Genomic DNA, 16234 nt, shown 5'->3' with positions numbered 1-16234 from the left:
TACCAATGAACGAACGCCTGACCCCGCTCGAGTTGATGACCAAACTCATTAGCTTTCCCACCGTGTCGCGGGACACCAACATCCCGCTGATCGACTGGGTGGCCGAGTACCTCGCCTCCCACGGGATCGAGAGCCACCGCTACGTCGATCCTGATCAGCCCAAACATGCGCTTTTCGCCCATGCGGGCCCGTGGGAGGAGGGGGCCGTGGTGCTTTCGGGCCATACCGATGTGGTGCCGGTCGACGGGCAGGCATGGGACACCGACCCTTTCACCGTGACCGAGAAAGACGGCCGCTATTACGGACGCGGCACCTGCGACATGAAGGGCTTTGACGCGCTGGCGCTCTGGGCTTTGGTCGAGGCGCATTATGCAGACGTCAAACGCCCCCTACAGATCGCGCTCAGCTTTGACGAAGAGATCGGCTGCGCCGGTGCCCCGCCGATGATCCAAGCGATGCAGGGCGTGGTGCCCAAGGGCTTGGCGGTGATCGTGGGCGAGCCTTCGACCATGCAGGCGGTGACTGGCCACAAGGGCGGCATTGGCTTTAACACGCACCTCGTGGGCTTTGAGGTGCATTCCTCGCTGCTGCACACCGGGGTCAACGCGATCATGGCGGGCGCCAAGCTCATCGAATGGGCCAATGACGTAAACAGCGACAACATGGCCGCCAAACCGACCGAGACGGCGGCGATGTTCGACCCGCCCTTCACCACCGCCCATGTCGGTGTGATCGAAGGCGGCACGGCCCACAACATCACCGCCAAGGACTGCAAATTCGCCATGGATTTCCGCGTGGTGCCGGGTGAAGACAAAGACAAATGGGGCACCGCCTACCTCAAGAAGGTCCGTGAGGTCGAAAAGCAGATGCAGGACGTGGTGCCCGAAACCTATATCGAGACCTCGACCCGTTTCGACGTGCCCGCGCTGCAGCCCGAAAAGGACGGCGAGGCCGAGCAGATCGTGCGCCAGATCACCGGCGACAATGCCAGCCACAAAGTGAGCTACGGCACCGAAGCCGGGCAGTTCCAAGAGGCAGGGTATTCCGCCGTGATCTGTGGGCCGGGCGACATCGCGCAGGCGCACCAGCCCAATGAATTCATCGACGTGGCGCAATTCGAGGCCGGTCACGACTTCATGCGCCGGCTGCTGACCCGCTTGCAGGGCTGAGCCATCCCTGACAGACCTAGGGCAGGCCCCCCGCAGGGGCCTGTCCTTTCCACGGCCGCCCGGTGCAGCCGCGCGGTCCCAGCCTCCGGGGTTCGCATGTCCGTTTTTCCTATCACCCTTGCCACCCCTGCCAGCTACCCCCGCACCCCGCCGCGTGACAGCGAGGTGGTGGTCATCGGCGGTGGCGTGATCGGCGTCTGCACCGCCCTGTTTCTGGCGCGGGCGGGCAAACAGGTGACGCTGCTGGAAAAGGGCCGCATTGCCGCCGAACAATCCAGCCGCAACTGGGGCTGGATCCGCCAACAAGGGCGCGACCCGGATGAGTTGCCAATCATGGTCGAAGCCGCGCGTTTTTGGCGCGAACTGGCCCCAGAGCTTGACCGCGACATCGGGCTGAAACAGACCGGCGTGACCTATCTGGCAAACTCTGACGCCAAGATGCAGAGCTACGCAGACTGGCTGCCCCACGCCAAGGCGAATGGGATCGACAGCCGGTTGATGGACGCAGGCGAGGTGGCGGCGGCTTTTCCGGGGCTGAGCAAAGGCTACTCCGGGGCGTTGATCACCCCCTCCGACATGCGGGCCGAACCTTGGGTCGCGGTGCCAGCGCTGGCCGCCTTGGCCGTCAAAGAGGGCGTGCGCATCATCGAGAACTGCGCGGTGCGCAAGCTTGACCTCGCCGCGGGCCGCGTGGCGGGGGTGAGCACCGAAGCGGGGGCGATCCGCACGACATCGGTGGTGCTGGCGGGCGGGGCATGGTCGGCGCTTTTCCTGCGCGCGCATGGCGTCACCCTGCCGCAGCTATCCGTACGCGAAAGCGTGGTGGCGACCAATGTGCTGCCCGAGGTGCACGCCGGTGCCGTGGCCGAAGCCGGGCTGGCCTTTCGCCGCCGCGCCGATGGGGGGTATACGCTGGCTCCGGGGGCGGCGCCCGACCTCTATGTCGGGCCAGATGCCTTCCGCGCCCTGCGTCACTACCTCCCACAGTTGCGAGCCACCCCCTTTGGCCAGCGGCTGCGGATGTCTGCACCTAAGGGCTTTCCTGATGCATGGCGCACCCCGCGCCAATGGGCCGCGGACAGCGTCAGCCCCTTTGAAGCGATGCGCATCCTTGATCCTGCCCCCGATCACCGCCGGTTGCGCCGCACGGTCAAGCAGTTCGCAGCGCTTTATCCCGAACTGCCACCCATCACGGCGCGCAATTCATGGGCGGGCATGATCGACACAATGCCCGATATCGTACCCGTGGTGGACAGTTGCGCCCAAATTCCGGGCCTCGTCATTGGCACTGGCATGTCGGGCCACGGCTTTGGCATCGGGCCGGGGATGGGGCGGGTGCTGGCCGCTCTGGTCATGGGCGATGCGCCGGGGCATGATCTGAGCAGATTTCGCGCCGACCGGTTCAGTGATGGCACGCCCATCCGCCCCGGTCCGGCGCTTTAACCTCATTGTTTCAAAGGACAAAGCCCATGCCGATCAAGAACCGTTTCGCCGAGACCCACGCCGAGATCACCGCATGGCGCCGCCACCTGCATCAGCACCCTGAACTGATGTTCGACCTGCCCGAAACCTCGAAATTCGTCGAAGACAAGCTGCGCAGCTTTGGCATCACCGACATCACCACCGGCATCGCGCAGACCGGCGTGGTCGCGGTGATCGAGGGGCAGAGCAATCGCTCAAACCGCACCATCGGGCTGCGCGCCGATATGGATGCGCTGCCGATCATGGAAGCGACGGGGCTGCCCTATGCCTCCAAGACCCCCGGCAAAATGCATGCCTGCGGCCATGATGGGCATACGGCGATGCTCTTGGGTGCTGCACAATACCTTGCGGAGACGCGCAATTTCGATGGCCGCGTCGTGCTGATCTTCCAACCCGCCGAGGAAGGCGGCGGCGGTGGCAATGTCATGGTGCAAGAGGGGCTGATGGACCGTTGGGATATCGATGAGGTTTACGGCATGCACAATATGCCCGGCCACCCCACCGGGCATTTCGCAATCCGCGAGGGCGCGCTGCTGGCTGCGGCGGATGAGTTCAACATCACGCTGACCGGGCAGGGCGGCCATGCCGCGGCCCCGCATGAGGCCATCGACACCAACCTCGCTGCCGCCCATGTGTTGATCGCGCTGCAATCCATCGCCAGCCGCAACACCGATCCGCTGAAACAGGTCGTCGTCTCGGTCTGCACCCTGCGCAGCGATACCGACAGCCACAACGTCCTGCCGCATCAGGTGCTTCTGCGCGGCACGGTGCGCACTTTGGACCCCGTGGTGCAGGATTTGGCCGAGCAGCGCTTGCACGACCTCACCCGCCTGACTGCCGAAGCGCATCAGTGCAAGGCAGAGATCGACTATCAGCGCGGCTATCCCGTCACGCGCAACCACAGCGACCACACCCGCTATGCCGCCGAGGCTGCCGACAAGATCACCCCCGGCACCGACCGCGACACCCCGCCCATCATGGCAGGCGAAGATTTTTCCTATATGCTCAACGCGCGACCGGGCGCCTATATCATGATCGGCAACGGCGACGGGGTGACGGTGCACCACCCGGCATATGACTTTGACGATGCCGCAATCCCGGCGGGCTGTTCATGGTTCGCGCAGGTGGTTGAGGACCGGCTGGCAAGGGCGTAAGCATGTGGCAGATAAATGCGACTGCATGAAAATCAGCGCCAACCCAACTCCGGAGGATACTTCCCAAATGGCCGTTAAGAACCGATTTGCCGAGCTGCATGACGACATCACCGCATGGCGCCGCGATCTGCATGAAAACCCCGAAATCCTCTTTGAGACGCACCGCACCTCGGCCACCGTGGCCGAGAAACTGCGCAGCTTCGGCTGCGACGAGGTCGTCGAGGGCATTGGCCGCACCGGCGTCGTCGGCGTGATCAAGGGCAAGGAAACCGGATCGGGCAAGGTCATCGGGCTGCGCGCCGACATGGACGCGCTGCCGATCCACGAACAGACCGGGCTTGAGTATGCCTCTAAGACCGACGGCGCGATGCATGCCTGCGGTCATGACGGCCACACCGCGATGCTGCTGGGGGCGGCGCAATATCTAGCCGAGACCCGCAATTTCGACGGTACCGTCGTGGTGATCTTCCAGCCCGCCGAAGAGGGCGGCGGCGGTGGCCGTGAGATGTGCGAGGACGGTATGATGGACCGTTTTGGCATCCAAGAAGTCTATGGGATGCACAACTGGCCGGGCATGCCCACGGGCTCTTTCGGCATCCGCCCGGGGTCTTTCTTTGCTGCGACGGATCAGTTCGACATCACCTTTGAGGGCCGCGGCGGCCATGCCGCCAAGCCGCATGAGACCGTCGACACAACCGTGATGGCCGCGCAGGCCGTGCTCGCGCTGCAAACCATCACATCGCGCAATGCCGACCCGGTGGAGCAGATCGTCGTCTCGGTCACCGCCTTTGAGACATCTTCCAAAGCCTTCAACGTGATCCCGCAGCGGGTGCAGATGAAAGGCACCGTGCGCACGATGTCGGCGGATATGCGCAGCCTTGCCGAAAAGCGGATCAACGAGATTTGCAACGGCATCGCGGGCACCTTTGGCGGCACAGCGGATGTGACCTACCACCGCGGCTATCCGGTCATGGTGAACCACGAAGAGCAGACCGAGTTTGCCGCCGATGTGGCACGCTCAATCTCGGGCGATTGCGTCGAGGCGCCGCTGGTCATGGGGGGGGAAGACTTCGCCTTCATGCTCGAAGAACGCCCCGGTGCCTATATCCTCGTCGGCAACGGCGACACGGCGGCGGTGCACCATCCGGAGTATAACTTCAACGATGAGGCGATCCCGGCAGGCTGTAGCTGGTGGGCGGGTATCGTCGAGCAGCGGATGCCAGCGGCCTGATCCCGCAATCAGAAACGATCCTAGCGCGCCTCCTTCGGGGGCGCGTTTTTCTTTCGCGGGCCTAGCCGCGTTCCCACAGCGCGTTATAGACGGCTTCGATCCCATCGGCCTCGGCCCGCGCGCTAAAGCGGTGTTCGGCCCAGTGGCGCGCAGCTTCTGACAGAGCGGCTTGGTCCTCTCGCTCAAGCAGGGACCGCGCGGCTTGGGCCGCAGCCTCCGCCGCGCCAAGGGGGACCACCTTGCCCACACGGCCACCGTTCGAAAAAGCGCCGTAATACCCTGCATCGCTGCCCACGAAGGGCACGCCCGAGGCCAGCGCTTCGAGCGGGACCATGCCATAGCCCTCGTAGCGCGGCAGTTGCACCACCAGCGACAGCGCGCGCATCAGTTTGGGCAGGTCGGCGGCAGGGTATTCGCCCACGAAAAGCAGCCGCTCCGCGAGTCCCGCCGCCTCGACCTGCGCCTTGAGCTTGGTCAGAAACGCCTCATGTTTGCCGCCCGCGCGGCCAATCACCAGCGCCACCGCGCCGGGGCGTTCGGGCAGCAAGCGCAGCATCGCCTCCACGAAAAGGTCGGTGCCTTTCTCGGGCCGAATGCGCCCCACGGTGGCGATGCCATGAGTGCCACCAAAGCCCAATTGCTCCCAAGCGGCGCCCCGGTTGGTGGCGGGAGAGAAGACATCGGTATCCACCCCATGCGGCACCACGGCGCGGACATGGGGCACGAACTCCGCCGCGCGTTCGGTCGTGGCGATGACCGCGTCCATTTGCCGGATCAGCCAGCGTGGATAGGCTGAATGCAGGCGCTGCGCGGCAGAGGTGAAGACGATCCGGATATTCGCCCCGCGTACATCGCGCAGCCAAAGCGCGCTGCGCATCTCGGGGTTACGGCGGACGTGCCAGATGGCGAAGGGGCGGTCTTGGGGGGGATGTTTTCGGGTGATCCGCCCCGCGGCGGCACGGGTCAGCGGCACCGGGCAGCCGGGCAGGGGGTGGCCCACTAACACCAACTCGTGCCGATTGACCTGTTGGCGCACCACATTGGCCGCCGTGGCCGAGACGCCGGTGAAATTGCGGTTGTAGTTGGTGACGAAAAGCTCAGGCATCGGCGCTGTCCTCTCGCAGGCGCAGGGCCGTGATCAGCCGCTCGGCAATACTGTCGAGTTTGTCGATTTGCCCCGCGGCATAAGTTTTCGACGCGGCCACACCGCTGGCGCGGGCAATATCGTTGCGCAAAAGATCCGCCACACGGTCCGCCAAATCCTGCGTGCCCGCCACCAGACGCGCGGCACCTGCGGCCTCCATCTCGGCAAAGGTCTCGGCGAAATTGGCGACATGGGTGCCCGAAAGCACCATCGCCCCGGCCTGCGCAACCTCATAGGGGTTATGCCCCCCGATTGGGTGTAGCGATCCGCCCAGAAAGACGATGTCGGACAGCGCGTACCAGGTGCCCAGCTCGCCCAATGTGTCGGCCAGATAGACCTGCTCGCGCGGCATGTCGCCCCGCGTCCGGCGGCCATGGGTCAGTCCGACGCTGGCGATGAGGCCGGCCACCTCGTCCCCGCGTTCCGGGTGGCGGGGAACAAGGATCAGACATAGGTCGGGGACCTGTTCAAGCAGTTGTCTATGCGCCTCTAATACCGCTTTCTCCTCGCCCGGATGGGTGGAGGAGGCGATCCAGACGGGGCGGTCGCCCAAGGCCGCACGGGCCTGCGCGATGGTGTCATCGTCCTGCGGCAGAGGGCCTGCCATAGACTTGAGGTTGATCCCCGGAGCGACCCGATCGGCGGGGGCGTTGATGGTGGTCATGGCCCGCGCCATCGCGTCATTCTGCGTCAGGATCAGGTCAAACACACCAAAGAGAAACCCCGCCAGCGCGGGCTGTTTCTGCCAGCGTTCGATTGAGCGTTGCGACAGGCGCGCGTTGATCAGCGCCATTGGCGTGCCACGCGCATGGGTCCGCCGCAGCATCTGCGGCCAAAGCTCGCTCTCGACGAAAAGCGCCGCGTCGGGCCGCCAATGGTTGAGGAACCGCTTTAGCGGGCCGGGGGCGTCGAGCGGGGCGAATTGGTGCCGGCTGCGCGGCGGCAGGCGTCGGTCCACCAGCCGGGCCGAGGTCGCGGTGCCGGAGGTGATGAGGAAATGCGCCTGCGGCAGCGCGCGGCCCATCCGATCAATCAGCGCCAAAACCGACAGGCTTTCCCCGACAGAGGCGGCGTGAAACCAGATCAGCGGCCCCTCGGGGCGCGGCTGGCTGGCGTGGCCAAGCTTTTCGCGCGCGCGTTTCGGCTCAACTTCGGCCCGGCGCAGCTTGGCCATGGACTGCCGTCCTGCGATGGGCAGCATCACAGTGCTTGCCGCGACCCATGCCGGGTAGAGGAACGGCGTGGTCATCGGGCTCAGCCGCCCGTGTGGCTCATGTGGCGCGGCATCTGCCCGTCGACACGCTGGCGTGAATAGTCGAAATCATGCCCCTTGGGCTTGCGGTCGATCGCCGCGCGGATCGCCTCTTGCAGCGGGACATCCGTATCGGGGTGATCGCGCAGTGGGGCGCGCAGATCGGCCACGTCTTCTTGGCCCAGACACATGAAAATCTCACCGGTGCAGGTGACCCGCACGCGGTTGCAGCTTTCGCAGAAATTATGGCTCAGCGGGGTGATGAAGCCGATCTTCTGACCCGTCTCTTCGAGCCGCACATAGCGGGCGGGGCCGCCGGTCCGCTCGGCCAGATCGGTAACGGTATAATGTTCGGCATAGCGCGCGCGCACGTCCTTCAGGGACCAGAACTGACCGAATCGGTCTTCGTTGCCCAGATCGCCCATCGGCATGACTTCGATCCATGTCAGGTCAATCCCACGCTCGGCGCACCATTCGGTGATGCGCGGCAGTTCGGGTTCGTTAAAACCTTTGAGCGCCACGGCGTTGATCTTGATCTTCAGGCCCGCGCGCTGCGCCGCGTCGATCCCGCGTAGCACCTGCGGCAGGCGGCCCCAGCGGGTGATGTCCGCGAACTTCTGTTCATCCAACGTGTCGAGCGAGACGTTCACCCGGCGCACACCAGCGGCATAAAGATCATCGGCAAAGCGTTCCAACTGGCTGCCATTGGTGGTCAGCGTCAGCTCTTTCAGCTTGCCGCTGTCGAGGTGGCGTTTCATGCCGTCGAAGAAGGTCATGATGCCGCGCCGCACCAGAGGCTCACCGCCGGTGATGCGCAGCTTCTCGACACCGAGGTCGACGAAGTTGCTGCACAAACGGTCCAATTCCTCCAGCGTGAGCAATTCCTTCTTGGGAAGAAAGGTCATGTTCTCCGACATGCAGTAGACGCAGCGAAAATCGCAGCGGTCGGTGACGGAGACGCGCAGATAGGTGATTGCGCGCATGAAGGGGTCTATGAGGGGTGCTGTCATGCCTCATAGGTAATGCCCCGCCCACTGCGGGGCAAGCGGCATTTGGACGATTGATAAGGGGGCAGGGCGCGGATAGGCTGCGCGGATGACACGTATTATCTTACCGCTTTTCATCGTCGCCGCCACGGCAGGCTGCAGCACCCTGTCGGACCGTTTCGGCATGGATGCCTCCCAGTCCGAGCCTGCGGCCGCATCCGCCCCGACCGAAGCCCCGGCAGAGGCCGCGACCGCGCCGGCCGCTGCGACGCCGCCTGCCGCCTCTCCGATCGCGACCGGGGGCAGCAGTGCCGAGGCGCTTGATACAACCACCGCCGCAGAGCGCGAAGCAGCCAGCCGCGCGCCCGCCAGCACCGGTGCCGCCTTGGGGACGACAGTGGTCAGTCTGGGCAGCGCGACAGAGCCGGGCCTGTGGTTGAAAACACCTCTGGTCGACGCCGAACAGCCGGGCCGGGTGACCAACCCCGCAACAGGCAAATCGGCCGCCGTGACCCTGATCCCGCTGGAGGGGCCTGCAACCGCAGGCAGCCGCATGTCGCTGCCCGCTTTGCGTTTGATCGGCGCCTCCCTGACTGACCTCACCACGGTCGAAGTCTCGACCGAAGGGTAAGGCGCGGGGTCAGCCTGCGCCGTCTGACTTTTTCAGCAGGCGCAGCGCTTCTTTCACCGCGAAAGGTTTCATCGCCTCCCCATGGGTGGCGACAAAGGCGCGGGTGCGTTCGGGATCGTGTTTCGACAGGTCGCGCAGCCACCAACCGATCGCCTTTTGGATGAACCAACGGTGATCCGGCACCATCGTCGCGGCCCAGCCTAGGATGCGGTCCCGCGCGGCAAGCTCTTCTGGTTTAGGGTTGTTCTGCTTGGTCCACGGCAGGGTCGAGACCAAAGCCGCCCGCCGCGTCCAGAGGTGATCGGAGGCGACCCAGCCTTCCACTTCGTCCAGACGTGCCGGATCGGCCACCAGACGTTTCTGCGCGGCCATGCTGGCATGGTCGGCAATCGCCCAACTGTCGAAATCCGCGGGCCAGCTTGCGATCAACGCCCATGCGGTTTGATCGTCGGGGCGCAGTCGCGCTTGGGTCAGCAGCTTTGCTGCTGCGACGCGGGCCTCGAAAATATCCGACTGCCATAGGGCGTCGGCAAGGGCGACACGGCCCTCGACATCGAGCGCATCGCGCCAAGTCTGGGCAAACTCCGCAATCTGTGGGTTGGTCAAGCCGAGATAGCGCCGGTCGGCTTTGTGATAGGCGCGCATCTCTTCGGCGCGGGCCGGGTTGGCCTGCGCTTCGAGTTCCTCAAGGGCGGTTTCCAAATTCATTCCACCGTCACCGATTTCGCCAGATTGCGCGGCTGGTCCACATCCGTGCCTTTCGCCACGGCGGTGTGATAGGCCAGCAACTGCGCCGGAACCGCATAGAGGATCGGGGCCAGTGCATCCGGGACGGGGGGCATTTCGATGCTGAACCAGACGCCTTCATTGGCTTCGGCCTGCCCTTTGGAGTCGGAGATCAGGATCACCTTGCCCTTGCGCGCCATGACCTCTTGCATGTTGCTGACGGTCTTGTCGAACAGCGCGTCGCGCGGCGCCATAACGACCACCGGCACATGCTCATCCACCAGTGCGATGGGGCCGTGCTTCAGTTCACCTGATGCATAAGCTTCGGCGTGTATGTAGCTGATTTCTTTGAGTTTCAAAGCGCCTTCGAGGGCGAGGGGGTACATCTGACCCCGGCCAAGGAACAGCACGTCACGGGCATGTGAGAGCTTCAGGGCGGCCTCTTGCATTGTGTCGTTCTGTTCAAGCGCCGTGCTGATGATCGCGGGCAGCCCCCGCAGGCTTGAGATGTGATCGGCGAATGTCTCGGCGCTGATCGCGTCGCGGTCCCGTGCGGCCTTGAGAACCAGCGCAAAGAGCACGACCAATTGGCAGGTGAAGGCTTTGGTTGAGGCGACGCCAACCTCGACACCGGCATGGATCGGCAAGGCCAGATCGCTTTCGCGGGCGATGGAGCTTTCGGGCACGTTGACGACCGAAAGGATGCGCGCGGCCTTGCCCTCGCAATAGCGCAGGGCGGCCAGCGTATCTGCGGTTTCCCCTGATTGGCTGACGAAAACCGCCAGCGTACGCGGCGGGATCGGCGGCTCACGGTAGCGGAATTCCGAGGCGACATCGACTTCGACCGGCAGACGGGCGATCTTTTCAAACCAGTATTTCGCGGTGAAACAGGCATAGGACGCAGTGCCGCAGGCCACCATGATGATCCGGTCAAACTGCGTAAAATCAATATCTTGCGTACTGATGTTGATTTGGCCTTCGGGGGTCAGATAATGCCCGATGGCCGCACCGATCACGCCGGGTTGCTCGGCGATTTCCTTGGCCATGAAGTGTTTGTGCCCCGCCTTGTCGATGCGGGTATTGTCAATCTGCACGGATTTGATCGCACGATTGGCCAGCGCCCCGTTGCGGTCGGTGATCTCTACCGACGTGCGGGTGATGACGGCGCAATCCCCTTCTTCGAGATAGGCGATCTGGTTGGTCAGCGGGGCCAGCGCGATGGCGTCACTGCCCACATACATCTCACCCTCACCATAGCCGATGGCCAAGGGCGAACCCTTGCGTGCAGCAATCATCAGGTCTTCGTGCCCGTCGAACAGGAATGCCAGGGCAAAGGCGCCTTCGAGGCGGGCGAGGGTCTGTTTGGCGGCCTCCACCGGGCCTGCGCCCTGCGCCATATGATGCTGGGTCAGCAGGGCGACGGTTTCGGTATCGGTCTTGGTGACGAAATGCGCGCCATGTTCGGCCAGCTCAGCCCGCAGTTCGCGGAAGTTTTCGATGATCCCGTTGTGCACCACGGCCACCGGCCCGGCCTGATGCGGGTGGGCGTTGGTCACGCTCGGCGCGCCATGGGTGGCCCAGCGGGTGTGGCCGATGCCGGACTTGCCCGCCAGCGGCTCATGCACCAGCGCGTCGGAGAGGTTGACCAGTTTGCCCAAGGCGCGACGACGGTCGAGTTTGCCGTTGTTCAGCGTGGCAATGCCAGCGCTGTCATAGCCGCGATATTCCAGCCGTTTTAACGACTCTACAAGAATGGGAGCGACTTCATGGGTGCCAAGCACCCCTACAATTCCACACATGTTTAGCTGCCCCTCTGCATTTTTGCCTTCTTGGCCTTTAGAATTTCGAACATTTTGCGGGCCATGCCCGGTTTTTCGATTTGCGGCGCGCGCGACAGGGCCAGCGCCTCTGGCTCCACGTCCGAAGTGATGACCGAACCCGAGCCGGTCATCGCGCCCTCGCCGATTGTCACCGGGGCCACCAGCATGGTGTTCGACCCGATGAAAGCGCCCGCGCCGATGGTGGTGTGATGTTTCATCACGCCGTCATAATTGCAGGTGATCGTGCCCGCCCCGATGTTGCTCCGCGCGCCTATGGTGGCATCGCCGATGTAGCTCAGGTGGTTGACCTTGGCCCCTTCGGCGATCTGCGCATTCTTCACCTCAACAAAATTGCCGATGCGCACATCTTCGGCCAATTCCGCGCCGGGACGCAGGCGGGCATAGGGGCCGACCACGCCGCCGCGTGAGACATGGCACCCTTCAAGATGCGAGAAGGCGCGGATGGTGCTGCCGGATTCCACGGTCACATTCGGGCCGAAGACGACGTTGGGTTCCACCACCGTGTCGCGGCCGATATAGGTGTCGCGGGATAGAAAGACGGTTTCGGGGGCGACCAAGGTCACGCCGTCTTCCATCAGCAGCGCGCGGGCGCGGGATTGGAACGCGGCCTCGGCCCGGGCGAGGTCGCCGCGGGAGTTCACGCCCATCGTCTCGGCCTCGGTGCAGGTGACCACGGTGGCGCTGCGCCCGTCGGCGCGGGCAAGGCCGATGATGTCGGTGAGGTAGTATTCTTCCGAGGCGTTGTCATTGCCCACTTTATCGATCAGATTGAACAGAAGCTCGGATTTGCAAGCCACCACGCCGGAATTACACAGGGTAATGGCGCGTTCCTCGGGCGAGGCGTCTTTGAACTCAACGATACGCTTCAACGTGTCGCCCTGCATCACCAGACGGCCATAACGGGCGGGGTCGGCGGCTTCGAACCCCAGCACCACCACATCATGGGTGGCCAAAGCTTCTTGCATCTTTTCCAATGTCTCGGGCTGCACGAAGGGCGTGTCGCCGTAAAGCACCAGCGCCATACCGTCGAAACCTTCCAACGCCGGGCGGGCCTGTGCCACCGCATGGGCCGTGCCCAGCTGTTCGGTCTGTTCGACCACCTGTGCATCCTCGTCTAAGAGGGTCGCGGCCGCGCGTACCTGATCCGCCCCGTGGCCCGCCACCACAACCGTATGGCGGGGGCCAAGCATGGCGGCTGCGGCCATGGCGTGTTCGAGCATGGGAGCGGAGGCGACGCGGTGCAGCACCTTTGGCAGGTCCGAGTTCATCCGTGTCCCCTTGCCCGCGGCAAGGATGATCAGTGCAGTTTCCATGTAAATCTCTTTGTCCTTCAGCTTGCATTCTCTTTACGCGCTTCGCACAAAGGCGCAAGGTTGTGGCCCATCAAACTAGATTGCGGTCTGCAACACGATGCCATTTTGCAAGGCGGGGTTCCGCCCAAGGAGTACCCAGTGAAGACAGTGGTTTTCGATCTCGACGGCACTTTGGCCGATACTTCGGGCGATTTGATCGCGGCCGCCAACGCCTGTTTCCGTGATATGGGCGAGGGCGATGTGCTGGTTCATGCCGAGGATGCGGGCACCGCGCTGCGCGGCGGGCGGGCCATGCTGACGCTGGGAATGCAAAAGCTGGGCCGTGCCGATGATGCCGCGATGATCGACCAATACTATCCCATGCTGCTCGAAGCCTATGGCCGCGACATCGACACCCATACCATCATGTATCCTGGCGCGATGGAGGCGGTGGCCGCGCTCAAGGCCGCAGGCTACCGCGTGGCGATCTGCACCAACAAACCCGAGGCTTTGGCAGAGTTGCTGCTGACCCGTCTTGGCGTGCGGGATGCATTCGGCGCGATGCTGGGGGCAGATAGTCTGGACGTGCGCAAACCCGACCCCGAGCATTTGTTCGAAACCGCGCGGCGTGCCGGCGGCGATCCGGCGCAATGCGTGTTGATCGGTGACAGCGACACCGACCGCAAAACCGCCAAAGCCGCCGGGGTGCCCTGTGTGCTGGTAACTTTTGGCCCCTCAGGCGAAGACATGGCAGCGCTGGAGCCCGAAGCCCTGTTGGACGATTTTGCCGACCTGCCGGAGGTCATTGAGCGTTTGATCGGTAAAGCCGCCTGACGGCAGAGCGTTTCGGCAGCTTCACGCAGCGGGAGCCGATCCCTGACGGGGCGATTGAGGCGGCGGTGATCCGACACGGGCGGTTGCACCGGTACAGGACGACCCCCGCCGAGATCCCCTTACTAAAAAAGGAATTCGCTACGTCAATGGGAGCGAATTCCTGCCTCACCGTGGCCTCGGGCGGCTAGGTTTAGAAGCGGATCATGCCGTGTTTGCCCATATCGGGTTTCTCGCCGGTCAGTTGGGCTTTGCCGATCTCATAGAGAAATTTGAACCCGCCATCGGTGGCCCAGACCTCGGCCTCGGTCAGGTCGAAGCGGATCAGTTGCACATCGGGGTCTTGCTTGCCGTCCTCGAACCAAGCGCCAGCAATGGCGTTCCAGATCTTGTCCAACTCGGTCGGGTTGGTCACGGCAGAGACATGGCCGTCGATCCGTGCCCAAAGGGATTCGTCCTTGCTGGCGATCAGATACTCAGCCGCGGCGCGCCCCTCGGCAGATTTCGCCAAATCGGTGCCTTTGGCGGTGATAAACCAGAGCACGGCGGAACGGTCGTCTTCGTCGATGTAGTGGGTCATCGGGATCGCACGGGCGGTCTTGGTTGCCAGCATCCCGGCGCGGGTGTCGTCCAGACGGTCCCAGAACTCTTTTTTCAGATCTTCGCTCATTTGCATCTCGCTTTGTTGTAGTGTTCGCTTGGTCGCAGGGCCAACCCGCCGCGGCGCAGCGCGGTTCCACATCGCGCCGCTTGACGCAAAGCGGGCGGGGCGGTAGGTAATGAACAAGCGTTCAATAAATCGGGGGGAGAAGCCGTGTTCAACGCAAGTATGCAGTTTGATCTGGGAGAAGACGTCGCGGCCATGCGTGAGATGGTGCACCGCTGGGCGCAAGAGCGCGTCAAGCCGATGGCGGCCGAGATCGACACGAAGAACGAATTCCCGCCTGAACTTTGGACCGAGATGGGCGAACTGGGCCTGCTGGGCATGACCGTCGAAGAAGAGTTCGGCGGCTCTGGTCTTGGCTACGTCGCCCACACGGTCGCGGTCGAAGAGATCGCCCGCGCCTCGGCCTCGGTCTCGCTTTCCTACGGGGCGCATTCCAACCTCTGCGTGAACCAGATCAAGCTGAACGGCACGCCAGAGCAAAAGGCGCAGTTCTTGCCGAAACTCTGCTCGGGCGAGCATGTCGGCGCTTTGGCCATGTCCGAAGTGGGCGCGGGCAGTGACGTGGTCAGCATGAAGCTGAATGCCGAAAAGCGGAACGATCACTTCCGCCTGAATGGCAACAAATACTGGATCACCAATGGCCCCGATGCCGAGACGCTGGTGGTTTATGCCAAGACTGACCCCGAGGCGGGCTCGAAGGGGATCACCGCCTTCCTGATTGAAAAGTCGATGAAGGGCTTCACCACCTCGAACCATTTCGACAAGCTTGGCATGCGCGGCTCGAACACCGCCGAGTTGATCTTTGAAGACTGCGAAGTGCCCTTTGAAAATATCCTCGGCGAAGAGGGCAAGGGCGTGCGCGTTTTGATGTCGGGCCTTGATTACGAGCGCGTCGTGCTGGCCGGCATCGGCCTTGGCATCATGGCCGCCTGTCTGGATGAGATCATGCCCTATATGGCCGAGCGCAAGCAATTCGGTCAGCGGATCGGGGATTTCCAACTGATGCAGGGCAAGATGGCGGATATGTATACCGCGATGAACTCGGCCCGGGCCTATGTCTACAGCGTGGCGCAGGCCTGTGACCGGGGCGATGTGACCCGTCAGGACGCGGCGGCTTGCTGCCTCTATGCCTCGGAGCAGGCCATGGTGCAGGCGCATCAGGCGGTGCAGGCGATGGGCGGCGCGGGCTATCTCAGCGACAACCCCGTGGGCCGTATCTTCCGCGATGCCAAGCTGATGGAGATCGGCGCGGGCACCTCCGAAATCCGCCGCATGTTGGTGGGCCGTGAGATGATGGGGGCCATGTGATGCGCGCCGCGCTGCTGGCCTGTGCGCTTCTTGCGGGGCCAGTGGCCGCGCAAGAGATCACCTATTCCGACGCCGCCACCGCAGAATGTCTGGCCGGGGCGCAAGAGTTCACCGACCAGCGCGCCTGTATCGGGCTGTCATCAAACCTCTGCATGGAAGCGCCGGGCGGTTATTCGACCTATGGCATGGGCGGCTGTCTGGACGCGGAGTTGACCTTCTGGGACGGCTTGCTGAACGAGAACTACCGCGCGCGAATGGTGCAGTCCAAATCTGCCGATGAGGATGCCGCGCTCTACCAGCCGGAATTACCCTCTCAGGCCGAGGCCCTGCGTGACATGCAGCGCGCGTGGATTACCTTTCGCGATGCCGCCTGCGATTATGAACGCAGCCAATGGGGCGGTGGCACGGGCGGCGGGCCTGCAACCTTGGCCTGCCTGATGCAGATGACGGCCGAACAGGCTCTGCGTCTGGGGGCGGCCTATTAACCGCGTCACGAAGTGTCGGCCTGACAGGACGGAGG

15 protein-coding genes and 1 pseudogene are annotated in these 16234 nt (G+C 63.7%); 9 read left to right on the top strand and 7 right to left on the bottom strand.

Annotation, left to right across the window (positions count from 1 at the left end; translation table 11 throughout):
* Nucleotides 1-5: 5 nt before the first annotated feature.
* The 4 genes from argE to K3762_RS11850 all read left to right on the top strand — a co-directional run bounded on the left by argE (nt 6) and on the right by K3762_RS11850 (nt 5036).
* A complete protein-coding gene (gene argE, locus K3762_RS11865) occupies nt 6-1169 on the top strand; it encodes an acetylornithine deacetylase (RefSeq protein ID WP_260009509.1) in 1164 nt (387 codons plus the stop codon).
* A gap of 96 nt (nt 1170-1265) precedes the next feature.
* Nucleotides 1266-2612, top strand: a complete 1347-nt coding sequence (locus K3762_RS11860; protein ID WP_132444495.1) for an FAD-binding oxidoreductase — start codon at nt 1266-1268, stop codon at nt 2610-2612.
* Nucleotides 2613-2638: 26 nt separating this feature from the next.
* Entirely contained in the window at nt 2639-3805 is a 1167-nt protein-coding gene (locus tag K3762_RS11855; RefSeq protein WP_132444496.1) for a M20 aminoacylase family protein, read from the top strand.
* Between the two features lie 67 nt (nt 3806-3872).
* Nucleotides 3873-5036 carry a M20 aminoacylase family protein gene (locus tag K3762_RS11850; protein WP_120351344.1) on the top strand — a complete coding sequence of 388 codons (1164 nt, stop codon included), beginning with the start codon at nt 3873-3875 and terminating at the stop codon, nt 5034-5036.
* A gap of 61 nt (nt 5037-5097) precedes the next feature.
* Here K3762_RS11850 and K3762_RS11845 read toward each other — a convergent pair whose 3' ends face one another.
* The 3 genes from K3762_RS11845 to moaA are packed head-to-tail and all read right to left on the bottom strand — an operon-like array spanning nt 5098 to nt 8442.
* Nucleotides 5098-6141, bottom strand: a complete 1044-nt coding sequence (locus K3762_RS11845; RefSeq protein WP_260009508.1) for a glycosyltransferase family 4 protein — start codon at nt 6139-6141, stop codon at nt 5098-5100.
* Nucleotides 6134-7429 (bottom strand): 3-deoxy-D-manno-octulosonic acid transferase, encoded by a 1296-nt coding sequence (locus K3762_RS11840; RefSeq protein WP_260009507.1) that lies wholly within the window; start codon nt 7427-7429, stop codon nt 6134-6136. Before K3762_RS11840 ends, K3762_RS11845 begins: the two co-directional genes overlap by 8 nt.
* A gap of 5 nt (nt 7430-7434) precedes the next feature.
* Nucleotides 7435-8442: a GTP 3',8-cyclase MoaA gene (gene moaA, locus K3762_RS11835; protein WP_132444499.1), complete on the bottom strand. Its 1008-nt coding sequence runs from the start codon at nt 8440-8442 to the stop codon at nt 7435-7437.
* A gap of 85 nt (nt 8443-8527) precedes the next feature.
* On the opposite strand from moaA, the gene K3762_RS11830 reads away from it, so the two are divergent.
* On the top strand, nt 8528-9049 hold the full coding sequence (locus K3762_RS11830; RefSeq protein ID WP_120351340.1) for a hypothetical protein: 522 nt from the start codon (nt 8528-8530) through the stop codon (nt 9047-9049).
* Between the two features lie 9 nt (nt 9050-9058).
* Here the strand turns inward: K3762_RS11830 and K3762_RS11825 are convergent, their stop codons facing one another.
* The 3 genes from K3762_RS11825 to glmU are packed head-to-tail and all read right to left on the bottom strand — an operon-like array spanning nt 9059 to nt 12929.
* Nucleotides 9059-9757 (bottom strand): DNA alkylation repair protein, encoded by a 699-nt coding sequence (locus tag K3762_RS11825; RefSeq protein WP_260009506.1) that lies wholly within the window; start codon nt 9755-9757, stop codon nt 9059-9061.
* Nucleotides 9754-11574 (bottom strand): glutamine--fructose-6-phosphate transaminase (isomerizing), encoded by a 1821-nt coding sequence (gene glmS, locus K3762_RS11820; protein WP_260009505.1) that lies wholly within the window; start codon nt 11572-11574, stop codon nt 9754-9756. Before glmS ends, K3762_RS11825 begins: the two co-directional genes overlap by 4 nt.
* Nucleotides 11575-11576: 2 nt before the next feature.
* Complete coding sequence (gene glmU, locus K3762_RS11815) at nt 11577-12929, bottom strand: bifunctional UDP-N-acetylglucosamine diphosphorylase/glucosamine-1-phosphate N-acetyltransferase GlmU (protein WP_260009504.1); 1353 nt, start codon at nt 12927-12929, stop codon at nt 11577-11579.
* A 138-nt stretch (nt 12930-13067) separates the two neighbouring features.
* On the opposite strand from glmU, the gene K3762_RS11810 reads away from it, so the two are divergent.
* A complete protein-coding gene (locus K3762_RS11810; protein WP_260009503.1) occupies nt 13068-13742 on the top strand; it encodes an HAD-IIIA family hydrolase in 675 nt (224 codons plus the stop codon).
* Nucleotides 13739-13927 (top strand): annotated as a pseudogene (locus K3762_RS11805) (aminotransferase); the annotation flags it as partial. The gene K3762_RS11810 and the pseudogene K3762_RS11805, both read left to right, overlap by 4 nt.
* 5 nt (nt 13928-13932) lie before the next feature.
* Here K3762_RS11805 and K3762_RS11800 read toward each other — a convergent pair.
* Nucleotides 13933-14409 (bottom strand): pyridoxamine 5'-phosphate oxidase family protein, encoded by a 477-nt coding sequence (locus K3762_RS11800; RefSeq protein WP_260009502.1) that lies wholly within the window; start codon nt 14407-14409, stop codon nt 13933-13935.
* A 144-nt stretch (nt 14410-14553) separates the two neighbouring features.
* On the opposite strand from K3762_RS11800, the gene K3762_RS11795 reads away from it, so the two are divergent.
* Both K3762_RS11795 and K3762_RS11790 read left to right on the top strand, forming a co-directional pair.
* Nucleotides 14554-15714 carry an isovaleryl-CoA dehydrogenase gene (locus K3762_RS11795; protein ID WP_132444505.1) on the top strand — a complete coding sequence of 387 codons (1161 nt, stop codon included), beginning with the start codon at nt 14554-14556 and terminating at the stop codon, nt 15712-15714.
* Nucleotides 15714-16199 carry a lysozyme inhibitor LprI family protein gene (locus K3762_RS11790; RefSeq protein WP_067625694.1) on the top strand — a complete coding sequence of 162 codons (486 nt, stop codon included), beginning with the start codon at nt 15714-15716 and terminating at the stop codon, nt 16197-16199. The genes K3762_RS11795 and K3762_RS11790 overlap by 1 nt, the downstream gene beginning before the upstream one ends.
* The last annotated feature ends 35 nt before the right edge of the window (nt 16200-16234 follow it).

It is taken from the genome of Sulfitobacter sp. W074 (assembly GCF_025142275.1).
GTDB classification, from domain to species: domain Bacteria; phylum Pseudomonadota; class Alphaproteobacteria; order Rhodobacterales; family Rhodobacteraceae; genus Sulfitobacter; species Sulfitobacter profundi.
Note: the sequence above shows the minus strand (reverse complement) of the source record. Positions and strands in the feature narration are given on the sequence as shown.

Excerpts from the sequence above, each read along its gene's own strand:
- K3762_RS11845 (WP_260009508.1), bottom strand. The coding sequence starts at position 6,141 with ATGCCTGAGCTTTTCGTCACCAACTACAACCGCAATTTCACCGGCGTC.
- K3762_RS11855 (WP_132444496.1), top strand. The coding sequence starts at position 2,639 with ATGCCGATCAAGAACCGTTTCGCCGAGACCCACGCCGAGATCACCGCA.
- K3762_RS11800 (WP_260009502.1), bottom strand. The coding sequence starts at position 14,409 with ATGAGCGAAGATCTGAAAAAAGAGTTCTGGGACCGTCTGGACGACACC.
- K3762_RS11860 (WP_132444495.1), top strand. The coding sequence starts at position 1,266 with ATGTCCGTTTTTCCTATCACCCTTGCCACCCCTGCCAGCTACCCCCGC.
- moaA (WP_132444499.1), bottom strand. The coding sequence starts at position 8,442 with ATGACAGCACCCCTCATAGACCCCTTCATGCGCGCAATCACCTATCTG.
- K3762_RS11850 (WP_120351344.1), top strand. The coding sequence starts at position 3,873 with ATGGCCGTTAAGAACCGATTTGCCGAGCTGCATGACGACATCACCGCA.
- K3762_RS11790 (WP_067625694.1), top strand. The coding sequence starts at position 15,714 with ATGCGCGCCGCGCTGCTGGCCTGTGCGCTTCTTGCGGGGCCAGTGGCC.
- K3762_RS11830 (WP_120351340.1), top strand. The coding sequence starts at position 8,528 with ATGACACGTATTATCTTACCGCTTTTCATCGTCGCCGCCACGGCAGGC.
- glmS (WP_260009505.1), bottom strand. The coding sequence starts at position 11,574 with ATGTGTGGAATTGTAGGGGTGCTTGGCACCCATGAAGTCGCTCCCATT.
- argE (WP_260009509.1), top strand. The coding sequence starts at position 6 with ATGAACGAACGCCTGACCCCGCTCGAGTTGATGACCAAACTCATTAGC.
- K3762_RS11840 (WP_260009507.1), bottom strand. The coding sequence starts at position 7,429 with ATGACCACGCCGTTCCTCTACCCGGCATGGGTCGCGGCAAGCACTGTG.
- glmU (WP_260009504.1), bottom strand. The coding sequence starts at position 12,929 with ATGGAAACTGCACTGATCATCCTTGCCGCGGGCAAGGGGACACGGATG.
- K3762_RS11825 (WP_260009506.1), bottom strand. The coding sequence starts at position 9,757 with ATGAATTTGGAAACCGCCCTTGAGGAACTCGAAGCGCAGGCCAACCCG.